Source organism: Eubacterium sp. MSJ-33 (assembly GCF_022174665.1).
GTDB lineage: Bacteria > Bacillota > Clostridia > Lachnospirales > Lachnospiraceae > Coprococcus_C.
Genome location: NZ_CP076562.1, coordinates 262,830 through 277,048, shown reverse-complemented (window position 1 = coordinate 277,048; position 14,219 = coordinate 262,830). Strand labels below are relative to the sequence as shown.

12 protein-coding genes and 2 tRNA genes are annotated in these 14,219 nt (G+C 43.5%); 3 read left to right on the top strand and 11 right to left on the bottom strand.

Annotation, left to right across the window (positions count from 1 at the left end; translation table 11 throughout):
- Nucleotides 1-48: 48 nt before the first annotated feature.
- From guaB to KP625_RS01210, 3 genes are all read right to left on the bottom strand, one after another.
- Entirely contained in the window at nucleotides 49-1,500 is a 1,452-nt protein-coding gene (guaB, locus tag KP625_RS01220) for an IMP dehydrogenase (protein ID WP_118734236.1), read from the bottom strand.
- Between the two features lie 68 nt (nucleotides 1,501-1,568).
- On the bottom strand, nucleotides 1,569-2,048 hold the full coding sequence (locus KP625_RS01215; protein WP_177986339.1) for a chemotaxis protein CheX: 480 nt from the start codon (nucleotides 2,046-2,048) through the stop codon (nucleotides 1,569-1,571).
- Nucleotides 2,049-2,171: 123 nt separating this feature from the next.
- Entirely contained in the window at nucleotides 2,172-4,358 is a 2,187-nt protein-coding gene (locus KP625_RS01210) for an LTA synthase family protein (RefSeq protein WP_238298830.1), read from the bottom strand.
- Between the two features lie 169 nt (nucleotides 4,359-4,527).
- Between KP625_RS01210 and KP625_RS01205 the strand changes: the two genes are divergently transcribed.
- Nucleotides 4,528-4,599 (top strand) — tRNA-Gly (locus KP625_RS01205).
- A 29-nt stretch (nucleotides 4,600-4,628) separates the two neighbouring features.
- Nucleotides 4,629-4,700 (top strand) — tRNA-Gly (locus KP625_RS01200).
- A gap of 504 nt (nucleotides 4,701-5,204) precedes the next feature.
- On the opposite strand, the gene galT is transcribed toward KP625_RS01200, so the two are convergent.
- Together galT and KP625_RS01190 are read right to left on the bottom strand one after the other, a co-directional pair.
- Nucleotides 5,205-6,695, bottom strand: coding sequence for a UDP-glucose--hexose-1-phosphate uridylyltransferase (gene galT / locus KP625_RS01195; protein ID WP_177971383.1), 1,491 nt, complete (start codon nucleotides 6,693-6,695; stop codon nucleotides 5,205-5,207).
- A gap of 157 nt (nucleotides 6,696-6,852) precedes the next feature.
- A complete protein-coding gene (locus KP625_RS01190) occupies nucleotides 6,853-8,139 on the bottom strand; it encodes a galactokinase (protein WP_238298828.1) in 1,287 nt (428 codons plus the stop codon).
- 231 nt (nucleotides 8,140-8,370) lie between these two features.
- On the opposite strand from KP625_RS01190, the gene KP625_RS01185 reads away from it, so the two are divergent.
- Nucleotides 8,371-9,384, top strand: a complete 1,014-nt coding sequence (locus KP625_RS01185) for a LacI family DNA-binding transcriptional regulator (protein ID WP_238298827.1) — start codon at nucleotides 8,371-8,373, stop codon at nucleotides 9,382-9,384.
- Nucleotides 9,385-9,388: 4 nt separating this feature from the next.
- Here the strand turns inward: KP625_RS01185 and KP625_RS01180 are convergent, their stop codons facing one another.
- The 6 genes from KP625_RS01180 to KP625_RS01155 form a co-directional block, all read right to left on the bottom strand.
- Nucleotides 9,389-9,826, bottom strand: a complete 438-nt coding sequence (locus KP625_RS01180) for an HD domain-containing protein (protein ID WP_238298825.1) — start codon at nucleotides 9,824-9,826, stop codon at nucleotides 9,389-9,391.
- A gap of 78 nt (nucleotides 9,827-9,904) precedes the next feature.
- Complete coding sequence (gene nifU, locus KP625_RS01175; protein ID WP_021985154.1) at nucleotides 9,905-10,372, bottom strand: Fe-S cluster assembly scaffold protein NifU; 468 nt, start codon at nucleotides 10,370-10,372, stop codon at nucleotides 9,905-9,907.
- A 42-nt stretch (nucleotides 10,373-10,414) separates the two neighbouring features.
- Nucleotides 10,415-11,599, bottom strand: coding sequence for a cysteine desulfurase NifS (gene nifS, locus KP625_RS01170; RefSeq protein WP_238298823.1), 1,185 nt, complete (start codon nucleotides 11,597-11,599; stop codon nucleotides 10,415-10,417).
- A gap of 105 nt (nucleotides 11,600-11,704) precedes the next feature.
- Entirely contained in the window at nucleotides 11,705-12,613 is a 909-nt protein-coding gene (locus tag KP625_RS01165; RefSeq protein WP_177970019.1) for a LysR family transcriptional regulator, read from the bottom strand.
- 9 nt (nucleotides 12,614-12,622) lie between these two features.
- Nucleotides 12,623-13,921: an MATE family efflux transporter gene (locus KP625_RS01160; RefSeq protein ID WP_238298821.1), complete on the bottom strand. Its 1,299-nt coding sequence runs from the start codon at nucleotides 13,919-13,921 to the stop codon at nucleotides 12,623-12,625.
- Between the two features lie 10 nt (nucleotides 13,922-13,931).
- Entirely contained in the window at nucleotides 13,932-14,183 is a 252-nt protein-coding gene (locus KP625_RS01155) for a heavy-metal-associated domain-containing protein (RefSeq protein ID WP_238298819.1), read from the bottom strand.
- Between the last annotated feature and the right edge of the window lie 36 nt (nucleotides 14,184-14,219).

The window sequence follows — 14,219 nt, the reverse complement described above, 5'->3', positions numbered from 1 at the left end:
AGATTTCTCTCACAGAATGTCTCTGATTTTTATATAGAGATTTTCCGATTACTCCACACTGTAGTTTGGTGCTTCCTTTGTAATCTGGATATCATGTGGATGGCTCTCCTTCAGAGAAGCAGCTGAAATCTCAACGAACTCTGCCTTCTCATGAAGCTCCTCGATTGTCTTCGCACCACAGTAACCCATACCTGCACGAAGTCCACCGATCAACTGGAATACAGTATCTTCAACGGTACCCTTGTATGCCACACGGCCTTCGACACCTTCCGGTACAAGCTTCTTTGCATTTGCCTGGAAGTAACGGTCTTTACTACCATTCTCCATCGCTGCGATACTACCCATACCACGGTATACCTTGTATTTTCTTCCCTGATACAGCTCGAAATCTCCAGGGCTCTCATCCGTACCCGCGAACAGGCTGCCCATCATACATACATTCGCGCCGGCTGCAAGTGCCTTTGTGATATCGCCGGAATACTTGATACCGCCATCTGCGATAACTGGGATTCCTGCTGCATGTGCTGCCTCATATGCCTGCATGATTGCTGTAATCTGTGGAACACCGATACCAGCTACGATACGCGTTGTACAGATAGAACCAGGTCCGATACCGATCTTTACGGCATCCACGCCTGCATCGATCATAGCCTGAGTACCGGACTTTGTAGCTACGTTACCAGCGATAACATCAAGATCCGGATACTTCTCCTTGATCATGGCAAATGTCTTAAGAACATTCTCAGAATGTCCATGTGCTGTATCGATAACGATTGCATCCACCTTAGACTTAACAAGTTCGTCTACTCTGTCGCAGATATCCGGTGTAACACCCACAGCTGCGGCACAGAGAAGTCTGCCCTGTGCATCCTTGGCTGCATTTGGATACTTAATCTGCTTCTCGATATCCTTGATTGTGATAAGTCCCTTCAACATCATGTTGTCGTCAACGATAGGAAGCTTCTCTTTTCTGGCTCTGCCTAAAATTGCCTTTGCCTCCTCGAGTGTGATACCCTCTTTTGCTGTAATGAGGTTCTCAGATGTCATGGACTCCTTGATCTTCTTTGAGTAATCTGTCTCGAACTTCAAGTCACGGTTCGTGATAATACCTACCAGTTTGCCGTTTTCTGTAATCGGCACACCGGAAATACGGAACTTAGCCATCAGCTTATCTGCATCATCAAGTGTATGCTCCGGTGAAAGAGAAAATGGATCAGAGATAACTCCGTTCTCTGAACGTTTTACTTTATCAACTTCCTCTGCCTGCTGCTGAATCGACATGTTTTTATGAATAACTCCGATTCCACCCTGTCTGGCCATGGCAATTGCCATTCTGTGCTCTGTGACAGTGTCCATACCGGCACTCATAAGAGGAATATTCAACCTGATTTTCTTTGTGAGCTGTGTTGATAGAACAACGTCATTTGGAATAACACTTGAAAACTGTGGTACTAATAAAACATCATCAAATGTGATTCCCTTACCAATAATCTTACCCATTTGTCTTTTTCCTTTCCTTTCTTTAGTCTGATTATATTAGGTAATTCGAACCGATGAAGGTTCAGGTATTACTTATCCTCGTAAACGCAGATGTAAAGTCCGATGTATTCTTCCCCGCCATACATCAAAGGTACTTTAATTCCATCTATATCCGACTTCAACTGTAAGTCATTGCCATATACAGCAAGCGGCGGCGTAATATCGATGATAATTCCAAGTGTGGAAAAAATCGTTGCCGTGTTCCCCATAATCATATTCCCCAGTTCATTTAATGCGGAGGATGCCATCTCATCCAACTCATTGACCGGCATTCCGAACATCATACGGGATGCAATATCCTTTGCATTGTTCTCCCGGATTGCCAGAATTACCTGACCTTTCATTTCTCCCACTACGCCGACCTGAATTGCATAATATTTGTCATGTAAATGAAAATCTGTCATCTCAGGCTTGCCGACTGTCATCTTCACCTGAGTAACACTTTCTACAATAGAAATACTCGACTGCAAAAAAGGGTTAATGTGCTTTACATCAATTGCAGGTACCATGTGCCCTCTCCTTAGTATTATTTTGAAATAGGTTAACGATAATTATAGCATACCTATATCGAGTATTCAAACACTAAATCCAAATTGTTGTTAATTTTGTCATTAAACCAGTGGATCTGCATCTCAGTGAAATGTATAGTCCGAAGACGAGCTTAACACATGTCCGGAGTTATCCACTTGTTTGACCGTAATCAAGGCACCATCACTTAATATCTTTCCCTGTACCATCAATGTATTGCGGTCAACATAAAGCGTGTCTAATTCATCCTCTCCATCATACACCTTGGAATATTCGTTGAAGTTTCTACCACGGACTACGACATGATCACCTTCATTTGATACCCGGCTGATTCCAATCTCCTCCAGTCCCATAATCATCGGTTTTTCCCCAACTTCCGGAACCGGCGACTGACCATCATAGACATAATCATCTCCAAACAGCATATCATATGCCAGCAATGTCACCGCATGGTCAAGTTCTTCTTCGTTATCCTGATACAAGCAGTGTGCCCGCTGCACATATCCCATATTCAGATTCAATGCTTTAAATATTTTTGTCGATACCTCGCTCGCCCGGATATCTTCATCCGGGATATCCAGATTCATATTATTGACCAGAATATATTCTGTCTGAAACTGGCTGTGCGGTAACTGATCATCATCAAATGTGATCGTTGGCAGATGATCTCCATATAAAAGCAGAATATAATCTTCTCCTATACTATCAAGTGCATCAATCAAATCATGAATCATCTGATCCATTTCATGTAACTGATTTACATAATACGTGAGCTGATTTTCCTTCACTGGATCCTGTGGATAGCTGACTTTGATTTTCTCATCACAGGCACCTAACTCCTCCGGATATTTTCCATGTCCCTGCACGCTGATTGTAAATACAAAATCCTGACCTTCCGTACTCCGCAGACAGTTTTTAATATTGTTGACCAATATTTCGTCCTTCGCCCAACCGGTTGAAGTCTTCTCTACATTGTACATATATTCAAGCGAGATAAAGCGCTCAAACCCCATCTCATTATAAACATCCTTCCGGTCATAGAACGAGGACTTGTTGTTATGCATGGCGAAAGTATGATAGCCTTCCTTCTCAAGCAGGCTGCACATGCCTTCAATCGGTTTTTTATTCACCGTCGTCTTGTATGGATACTCTCCTGCTCCAAAATACGCCGATCGGATGCCTGTCAAAACCTCGAATTCCGAATTTGCGGTACCTGCACCGAGTGCAGGCATCGTCAGATATCCGGACGGGAATTTTTCTTTCAATCTTGTAAAATTCGGAACAGGATCTTCCGAGAGCGTCAATCCCTTCACAACCTTAGGATCAAAGAACGATTCTAACTGTACACAGATAATATTGGGTGTCTTTTTCTTCGATGTATCTGCTTCCAGTTCCTCACTGTTCAGCTTATTCCGCAAATGGAGCATCGTCGTTTCATCGTAATCATCCGGCTTTGAAATACCATTGTCAATAATACTGTTCGTGAAGCAATAAGCAAATCCATAATCCTGATATGCCATACCGAGATTTGCAAAATCGTCCGAGATGATGTTATGGCTCACATTAAAGTTCGTAAAGAGCATAATGCCTATCCACATAACAATACAAACAACCATCGTCCGCATGACATGCTTTTTCCCCTCAAACTTCGGAGATTTCCGGAACAAAATCACGATTCCGGCGATCACCGCCACCGCTGCCACGACCAAAAGCACCTGCTGTACCTTAGAGAAATATACGTCCAGCATGGATATCACGTCCTTCACCATCAGAAGGTCAATCGCCGCAAATGGTGTGATACGATAGCCAAGTACCACAAAGTTTGCAAAACCGCAGATCAGCCAGACAATACTGATCAGCACGATACCGAATACCCGCTTTCTTAAGAACAACGCAAACAATAAAGTAAAGAATATAATGGAGGTATTATATAAAAATACGATTGGCGAAGACACCATAAACTTCACACCAAGTACAAGCGACCGCCTTCCCAATATCTCCATGAGAAGCTCCAGACCAAATGCAATCAGAAAACACCGTACAATCCATGTCTGAATCGAATACCTCAAAAAATACTTTACCTTTGACCAGAACGATGGATTTGCATCCACTTTCTCAGGTACTTCTTTTCCTTCATTCTTGACAATCTGTTCAGACCCGGTTTTCGTTTCTTCTTTTTTTACGATTTCTTCAGACCCGGTCTTCGTTTCTTCTTTTTTTACAATCTCTTCGGATTCAGTCTTTGTTTCTTCTTTTGTTTCTTCCTGATTCTTTATTATCTTCTCAGACATTTTACCGCCCCTTCAATAATAATCTTTATAATGATACTCAATTATAGGAGAAATACCTGTATAAAGCAAGCTACAATTTTAAAATTTTTTACAAAAAATTGTTGACACATATATAACTACTATGCTAATATATAACACGTCGTCGGTACGAAGTACAAAACGACAAAATGCGCGAGTGGCTCAGCGGTGGAGCACCTCCTTGCCAAGGAGGGGGTCGCGGGTTCGATCCCCGTCTCGCGCTCTCTGAAAATTAAATAATTTGTTTTATATGCGCGAGTGGCTCAGCGGTGGAGCACCTCCTTGCCAAGGAGGGGGTCGCGGGTTCGATTCCCGTCTCGCGCTCTTTTATATTTTATATATAAGAGGATATCCAGGTGAGACATCCTCTTTTTTTATATTTGAACACATCTATGCTCGAAGGTTCAATCTTGTTGTCTGCCGACTCAATCAGTGCATAAGCGTGGCGTCCACTAGACGCCATGCACCGTCTCGCGCACTGGATGAGTCCCTATTTGAGTCCGCGTTTGGAGTATTTTCTTCTTTTTTCATATACTTGCTCCATACAGAAAATTTGCTACTGATTAAAATTGGAGTAAATTCCTAATTATGCAGCAATCTACTCAAATAAAATTTTTCGTTGTTTTTGCAAATTTGGAGCAAATACCGCAAAAATCATACATTTACTCCAATTCAGTAAAATTTCAGCCTGCTAGCAGGAATTCATAAAGTGAAAACAGGAATACCTTTCATAAACCGCATTCCTGTCTCCGCCATTATTTCTAAAAAATTCTATATAATCATATACACAATCAAAACTATAATTATCAGAATGTTCAGTCCTTATTCCTACAAAAAATCCACAAACCGCATAAATGCAGCCTGTCCCTCTTCTGTCCGCTTATACACGCCCGCACATTCAAGTACTTTTACGAACACTTTGCTGATTTCGTTGTGCAGGATTTCTGTGATATTCTCCGCAGTAATATCATACTTATCAATCCATGCATCCACCCAGTCTGCATGCTTCTCAATCTGTGCATTCTTGCGGATATCCTCTCCTGCTAAAATAGCCTTGGATAATTCTGCCATCTCGCCTTTCAAACGTGCCGGAAGTACCGCAAGTCCCATAACCTCGATTAGACCGATATTCTCCTTCTTGATATGATGCAGGTCTGCCGATGGATGATAGACGCCCCACGGACATTCATCGGTTGTGATATTATTCCGAAGCACAAGGTCCAATTCAAGCTTATCCCCGTGCATCCGCGCAATCGGTGTGATTGTATTATGGGGAACACCGTCCGTCTCACTGAAGATAAATGCATCCGCATCCGTGTATGCCCGCCAGCTTGTGAGAATATGGTCAGCTGCTTTCGCCATCTCTTCCATATCATCGCCCTGTAAGCGGATGACCGACATTGGCCATTTCACGATACCTGCTGTGACACTCTCAAATCCCGGAATCACAAACTTGCGCTCATAATCTGCCTTTGCCATAGCAAACACATAGCCACCACCCTGAAAATGATCATGGCTTAAGATAGAACCTCCAACGATCGGAAGATCTGCATTGGAACCAGCCATATAGTGTGGATACTGTCTGACAAAATCCAGAAGCTTACGGAACACCGCATAATCAATCTTCATTGGGATATGCTGCTCATTGAAGATAATGCAATGCTCGTTGTAATATACGTAAGGCGAATACTGCAAATAATAGTTCTGTCCATCCAGCTTGATCGGGATTACACGGTGATTCTGTCTTGCCGGGTGTGAGAAATGTCCTGCGTAGCCTTCATTCTCCTTGCAGAGCAGGCAAGCCGGATATCCTGATTTCTTCGCCTGTCCGGCCTTCGCGATATCGCGTGGATCTTTCTCCGGCTTGGACAAATTGATTGTGATGTCGATCGGACCATATTCGGTGTCTGTCACCCATTTCTCATCCTTTGCGATACGGTCTTTCCGGATATAATTCGTAGCCTGACTGAACTGATAATAATAATCGGTTGCTTCCTTCGGGCTCTCCGCATAACGCTTCGCAAATTCTGCCCGTACTACACTTGGCGGTGGCGTAATACAGCCCATAATCTTCGTATCGAACAAATCCTTTGCTGTTATGGTATCTTCTTTCATAATGCCATTTTCATGCGCATACACCATCATATCCTCAAGAATCTCACAGACAGCTCTTGACTCTGTAATCTCCGGATTCTCCTCGTACTCCATTACATCGAACAACTCCAGCAGACGGTTCGTCGCATACACCTCATCTGCCTCGCAGATCAGACCATTGTTTTTACCATATATCACTAATTCACGAATCAAATCTGTAATCATAGTGATTCCTCCATTCTTTATCTTCCATCTTATTTTACAATCAAAACGTCCGTTTCATCTAAACCGGAAATTTTATATATGTGATGTCACTTGCTTTTCAAATCATCATGCTTCTATATCAACATTCTTTCCTGTCACATCACTACCATCGCAAAAATTACGCCAGCACCTTCATACCGCCATACTTGCGGATCTTCAGCACCTTGCAGGAATCTGCACCGAATAACCGGTCCATCGCTGCACGATATCCGGACACAGCATCATTTTTTACAAAAGCCTGAATCGTACCTGCGAATCCACCGCCATGCACACGGGCAACGCCAGCCCCATCTGCAAGCGAAATCTCACTGACCGCCAGTGCGAGTGACACATTCTGATGCATCACATCATGGCTTGTGTAGACATTCTGCAGATATTTGAACGAAGAATCACCGGATTCCTTTACCTTCTGCAAGAACGCATCGATATCACCTGCCTTTAACGCATCTACTTCCTCTTCTACACGCACATCCTCGCACAAGAAATGCAGGGCACGAAGTACCGCACGATCCCCAAGCTTCTCGCGTAGCTCCTGTGCGTGACTTAAGATATCCTCGATCGTAAGTCCAAGCAGAACTTCCTTGCCAAAATACGATGCAACTGCTTTCATCTCCGTTGGAATAGCTGCATAATCGGCAGTCAAGTCTGCATGGGAACCCTTCGTATCTGTGATACAAAGGCTGTATCCGTATGCATTCATATCGAACTCTACTTTTTCTACCTTCGGATTTTTCACATCTTCAAAATCAATGTGTACAAGATTTCCTACCGAACATGCCATCTGATCCATCAGTCCGCAAGGCTTTCCGAAATACACATTCTCTGCATACTGTCCGATAATTGCAATTGTGACTGCATCAATCGCACCATCATTATACAGATAAGAAACAATTGTTCCAATCACTGTCTCGAAGGCCGCTGAAGAAGAAAGTCCTGCCCCGATCAAGACATCACTTGTGATATATGCCTGGAATCCACCAACTGCGTAGCCGCGTTCCTTCGCTCCCGCAAGCACACCCTTAATCAGAGCGGTTGTCGTTTCCTTCTCCTCTTCCTTCAAAGAAAGATCATTTCCATCAATTACAATCTCATCATAGCCATCCGATACAAGACGGATCTGCATATCCGGAAGCTTTTTCACGATTGCGATTGCATCTAAGTTGATGGATGTCGCAAGTACCTCACCATGCTGATGATCGGTGTGGTTTCCTCCAACCTCACTTCTGCCCGGTGCACTGTAGATTTCCACTGCATCTGTTCCATATAACTTCTCGTATGTTTCAATCGCTGCTACATAACGATCCTTCTGATATGGAAGCACATCTGCATCCACATAGATATCAAGCAATACATCATCATATGCACCTGCCTGTAGATTTTTCTTTAATTCTGTTGTCTGTATCATATCGTTCCTCCTTTAATCACATGTATAACTATCTCGTTGCAGTAAGCCGCCGGAACCGGTTCCGAATACAATCATACCGTTTCCTCCTTGTTACACCCAATATATCATGCGTTTAGTAAACATGTCAACTATTTTACTAAAGTTTACTATAATATTTTTCAAATTAATATAGACTTTTTTATATTATATGTGGTATATTTTGTTTAGTAAACATTTTGAAAGGAGTTTTCTATGGCTACCATTCGTGATATTGCAAAAGAAGCTGGTGTATCGGCAGGCGCCGTATCCAGAATTTTAAATAATGATGCTACCTTAAGTGTTGCTCCGGAAACGCGGGAACATGTGCTTGCGATTGCCAGGAAATTGAACTATACCAAATCCTCCCGCACAAAAGCGATGGCAAAAAATACATTTACAATGGGAATTGTACTCTGGTATACGGCGGAACAGGAATTAAAGGACAGCTACTATCTCCGTGTCAGACAGGGTGTGGAAGATTTTTGTATGAAAAATGCCATCCGCGTCGTACGTATTTTTCCAAATGAGCCGGATGGTCTTAAGCAGCTTGCCTCGGTGAATGGATTAATCTGTCTCGGAAAGTTCTCTAAAAAAGAAATTGATACATTTCTTGACATCTGCAGCAATATTGTATTTTTGGATATGGTTGTCGATGAATATAACATTACATCCCTGACGCTTGATTTTGAACGTGCCGTCTATGACGTCATGGACTATCTGACCGGACTTGGTCATACGAAGATTGCCTTGCTTGTCGGATGTGAATATGTAGGAGATGGGGAACGTCTTGTTGACGCAAGAACTGTTGCTTATAAGAAATACATGGAACATAGGGAAATGGATGCCGTGACGTATGTGCGGGAAGGCAGCTTCACCGCGCAGTCCGGTTATGATATGATGATGGATCTTCTCGACAGCAGCGACCTGCCAACAGCTGTATTTGCAGCAAACGATGCGATTGCATTAGGTGCCATGAAAGCAATCAAAGAAAGGGGATATGAAATTCCACGGGATATCTCCATCGTCGGATTCAACGATGAAGAGTCCAGTACATTCATAACCCCTCCACTTACAACCATCCATGCCCCATCCTATGATATGGGACAACATGGTGCGAATCTTGTCTATGTTGCATCGAACTTAAGCATCAAGACACCATTAAAAGCTAAGATTCCATGTCCTCTTGTCATCCGGGAATCCTGCACCCAGGTCAAAGAGAACCACTGATGTTTTACTCAGATAACAAAATTTCTTTTGCCCGGCTGTACTTTTCTCTCCAATGCAGAATCTGCTTTTCGGAACAGCCGGCCGCTTTCGAGCGGATCTCATCGGAATTATGCGCGAGATCTGCGAGTTTTACTTTCTTTGCTATCACATTCGGTTTCAAATTCCGGACATAATCATAATAATCGATGGATTTGTCGTGTGTCAGAAGACGCACAGCTTCTGTTACAGTCGGTGGAAATTCCTGTTCTAACTGTGCAAGTGTGACTTCCGTATCTTCCACGACATCATGAAGAAGCGCCACCGTGCAGCTTATCTCCTCATCCATCTGTTCTGCCAGATGAATCGGATGAAAGATATACGGCACACCGCTTCTATCCACCTGACCTTCGTGTGCTTTGTAAGCAAGCTTCATTGCTTTGATTGTCATACTTGTATAAATCACAGATTTCCTCCCATATATCTATCCCCGGTAAATCAATACATACTCGTCTGTGGCAAGCCATCACACAAAAATTATTTTCTAATCATTTGCACCCGGCATCTCATAAAACGCTTCGGTCTCATCAATATCATTGACTGGTGGCTTCAGGCCTTCAATCGTGATATTATGCTTCTGTGCATAATCCCAGAGCGCTGCGTGAACCGCTTCCTCTGCGAGCAGAGAACAATGTACCTTAACCGGCGGCAGTCCGCCAAGTGCTTCCATAACCGCCTTGTTCGTAAGCTTCAGTGCTTCCTGAATAGATTTGCCCTTGATCATCTCCGTTGCCATACTGCTTGTTGCAACTGCCGCGCCACAGCCAAATGTCTTGAACTTGCAGTCACGAATGATCTGGTTGTCATCGACATCAAGATAAATACGCATGATATCGCCGCACTTTGCATTTCCGACTGTACCGACACCACTGGCATTCTCGATTTCTCCTACGTTTCTTGGGTTTGTGAAGTGTTCCATAACCTCTTCACTGTAATCTATAATCTGACTCATCGTCATTACCTCCTAAATATAATCAGTATCCCGTGTATGAACTTACTGCTTGTTCTTCTTCACGAAGTCTTCATAAAGCGGTGACATACTGCGTAGACGCTCTACAACTGTCTTGATTGCCTCCACTGTATAGTCGATTTCTTCCTTTGTTGTCTCATCGGATAATGTCAGACGAAGTGATCCGTGTGCAATCTCATGTGGCAGACCAATGGCAAGCAATACATGCGATGGATCGAGTGATCCGGATGTACATGCAGAACCACTGGATGCACAGATGCCCTTCTGGTCAAGCATAATCAGAAGTGACTCCCCTTCGATGAACTGGAAACTGAAGTTCACGTTGTTCGGCAGACGTTTTACCTTGTCGCCGTTTAACTTCGTATATGGAACCTCGTCTAAGACACGCTTGATCAGATAATCACGCAGCTCGACTTCCTTCTTTGTACGTGCTTCCATCTTCTCTTTTGCAAGTGCTGTTGCACGCCCAAAGCCTACGATACCCGGTGTATTGTGTGTACCGGCACGCTTCCCACGCTCCTGTGCACCACCATGAACGAATGACTCGATCTTCACACCGTTTCTTACATATAAAATACCGATTCCCTTCGGTCCGTTGATCTTATGACCGCTGGCTGACAAAAGGTCGATATGATATTCATCAACATTGATCGGCACATGTCCGTATGCCTGTACAGCATCCGTATGGAACAACACCTTATGCTTCTTCGCAATCTCACCAATCTCCTTAATCGGCTGAATGCTTCCGATCTCGTTATTTGCAAACATAACAGAAATCAGGATTGTATCCTCACGGATTGCCTGCTCCAGCTCATCAAGCTTCAGGATACCATTCTCATCCACACCGACATAGGTAATCTCGTAGCCAAGCTTCTCAAGATACTCGCATGTATGCAGGATTGCATGATGCTCAATCGCAGATGTAATAATATGCTTTCCCTTGTTGCGCAGTGAAAATGCCAGTCCCTTCAATGCCCAGTTATCAGACTCGCTTCCGCCGCCTGTAAAATAAATCTCATTTGGCTTAGCACCAAGGAAATCTGCAACTTCCTTTCTGGCATCTTCCACCGCTTTTTTGCTCTCACCTGCAAAGCGGTATACACTTGCTGCATTTCCATAGTACTCTTCGAAATATGGATTCATTGCCTCATATACTTCCGGTGCAACTTTCGTTGTCGCCGCATTATCTAAATAAATCAACTCACTCATTGCTATGAATGCCTCCTTAATTCTTTGCTTTTATCCATGAAAAATTATAATAAGACATGTTTCAAAAGTCAACGAAACCACCCGCTTTTAAAATGAGAATAAATTTCATCTGCAGTTTTTCTCATACTGCTTCAAGATCTCAATATATCGGCTTCCAAGATGACTGAGCGGGATTCCCTTCCGTTTCAGATATCCGATTGTCATTGTCTCTTCGGCTGCAAACGGCACTGCCGTATAACCATCTCCGTTTAATTCCTCACAGATAATACCGGAACAAAGTGTATAACCATTTAACCCGGTCATCAGATTTAACATCGTTGCACGGTCGTCCGCCTTGATCGTCTGCTTGTATTCGAGGTTACTTAATACCTCTTCTGCGAAATAAAAAGAATTCTTATTTCCCTGTTCAAACGACAGACACGGATATGGCTCCAATTCTGAGAAAGAAATAGATTTCTTCCCTGCAAGCGGATGACCACTTGCCAGATACACATAGACCGCACAATCAAACAACGGTTTAAATTCCAGTTCATTTGCATCGAATACCTTCTGCAACGCTTTCTGGTTAAAACTATTCAAATACAGGATGCCAAGTTCACTCCGGAAGTTCTTGACATTTTCAATGACCTCTCCCGTCTTCGTTTCATGGACAGCAAGCTCATACTCGTCAAGCGAGAAATTCCGCGCCAACTTAATAAATGCCTCGACCGCAAAGGAATAATGCTGCATGGATACACTAAATTTCCGCTTATGTTCTGCGGCACCAAGGTATTTCTCTTCCATCATCTGCTGCAGTTCCACCATCTGTCTGGCATAGCTTAAGAACTCTTCGCCCTCCGTCGTCACCACGATGCCGCGGTTCGTCCGCAAAAATATCTCTATCTGTAATTCTTCCTCTAAATCATGAATTGTATTCGATAATGCCGGCTGCGATACAAATAGCTCACTTGCTGCCTTGTTCATTGATTTCATATCTGCAATTGTCACTGCATACCGCAGCTGTTGTAATGTCATACGCCACTCCTATTCTTTCCTTTTACTCACACCCTGAATCACCATCGCAATTCCAAATGTCACGACCTCTGTAACCGGAAATGCCATCCAGACACCGGTTACGCCGAACATCTCAGACAACACGAATGCCATCAGACTGATTACAATAATCCCACGTGATACCGCAATCAGCGAAGATGCAAGCGCCTGTCCGGTCGCACTGAAAAATCCCGCCAGCACAATATTGACCGCCGCCACTAAGAAACCTAAAAAATAAATCCGGAGTCCCGGCACGGCAAACTTCGCTAAATCCACCGACTGCGCACTGTTGAAAATTCCAACCAGCCTCTGTGCAAACACCCACACCGCAGACACAAGCACGATCGACAGGATTCCTGCAATCACAAGTGACTGCCGCAGAATCTTCTGCACATCTTCTTTATCTCCCTGTCCGTAAGAAGTACTCGCAAGCGGCTGTAATCCCTGTGATACACCGTTAAAAATCGCCGTCCCGACGAGTGCGATATTCGCGATCACTCCATATGCGGCAACTGCGTTATTTCCGGATAACGCAAGCAGAATAAAATTAAACACAAGTGTCGTGATACTGTTCGCGATCTCACCTACAAACGCCACTACACCAAGGCTTGCTGCGGAAGCAAGCAGTTTGAAGCTCGGCAGATGCCATTTGAACACAATCGTATTTTTCTTCGATAAATAATGGATCATGCAGATACCGATACTGACAATGGGGGATACACCGGTTGCAAGTGCCGCGCCACGCATTCCCATATGCATCGGAAACATAAATACATAATCAAACACAATATTGAACAAACTGCTAAGTAAGGTTGCCGCCATCGCAATATTCGGTGCATTATCGTTTCTTACAAACGCAGTAAAGGCATAGTTCGCAATAAAAAACGGGGAAAAAAGCATCGCAATCTGCAGATATTCGGTTCCGATTGACAGGATATCCGCATCCGCTCCCATCAGTTTCAGGATCGAAGCCGGAAAGAAATATCCAAGCAGAGTAAATCCGATTCCGATCAGAACCGCAAACATCAAAGCATTCGAGAAATACAGCTTCGATGTCTCATTATCAGTCATTCTGCAAAGCGAATACCGCGTTGCAGAACCAATTCCGATTAACGAACCAATGGCAAATAACAACCCATAGACCGGCAGTGTCAGATTCAATGCCGCAATACCAAGGGGTCCATTTGCCACGGAGATAAAAAATGTATCTGCGAGGATATAACACGACATGCCCATCATCGCAAATACATTTAAAAATATGAACTTTCTAAGTTTCTTTCCCGCGTTCATCTACTCGTTGCTATTTTCTGTGAAATAGCCCTTTCTTCTCATACGGCTGATGTTCGATGCCAAGCACCTTGTAGCCAAGCTTCTCGACTTCTTCTGTGAATTTTGCATCATCGAAGCCTTCCTCTGCTACGATTACAGTCTCTTTCTTCGCATGGGAAGAACTGACTTTCTTCACCTTGAAATTATTTCTTACCATGTCATTCATATGCGACTCGCACATACCACACATCATACCATCGATTTTTGCAATAATCTGTTCCATTTTGTTTTCCTCCTTAAACTACATGAATTTATATAG

What these genes read in the sequence shown, in the direction of transcription:
- guaB (WP_118734236.1), bottom strand. Translation starts at nt 1,500, where the DNA reads ATGGGTAAGATTATTGGTAAGGGAATCACATTTGATGATGTTTTATTA.
- KP625_RS01215 (WP_177986339.1), bottom strand. Translation starts at nt 2,048, where the DNA reads ATGGTACCTGCAATTGATGTAAAGCACATTAACCCTTTTTTGCAGTCG.
- KP625_RS01210 (WP_238298830.1), bottom strand. Translation starts at nt 4,358, where the DNA reads ATGTCTGAGAAGATAATAAAGAATCAGGAAGAAACAAAAGAAGAAACA.
- galT (WP_177971383.1), bottom strand. Translation starts at nt 6,695, where the DNA reads ATGATTACAGATTTGATTCGTGAATTAGTGATATATGGTAAAAACAAT.
- KP625_RS01190 (WP_238298828.1), bottom strand. Translation starts at nt 8,139, where the DNA reads ATGATACAGACAACAGAATTAAAGAAAAATCTACAGGCAGGTGCATAT.
- KP625_RS01185 (WP_238298827.1), top strand. Translation starts at nt 8,371, where the DNA reads ATGGCTACCATTCGTGATATTGCAAAAGAAGCTGGTGTATCGGCAGGC.
- nifU (WP_021985154.1), bottom strand. Translation starts at nt 10,372, where the DNA reads ATGAGTCAGATTATAGATTACAGTGAAGAGGTTATGGAACACTTCACA.
- nifS (WP_238298823.1), bottom strand. Translation starts at nt 11,599, where the DNA reads ATGAGTGAGTTGATTTATTTAGATAATGCGGCGACAACGAAAGTTGCA.
- KP625_RS01165 (WP_177970019.1), bottom strand. Translation starts at nt 12,613, where the DNA reads ATGACATTACAACAGCTGCGGTATGCAGTGACAATTGCAGATATGAAA.
- KP625_RS01160 (WP_238298821.1), bottom strand. Translation starts at nt 13,921, where the DNA reads ATGAACGCGGGAAAGAAACTTAGAAAGTTCATATTTTTAAATGTATTT.
- KP625_RS01155 (WP_238298819.1), bottom strand. Translation starts at nt 14,183, where the DNA reads ATGGAACAGATTATTGCAAAAATCGATGGTATGATGTGTGGTATGTGC.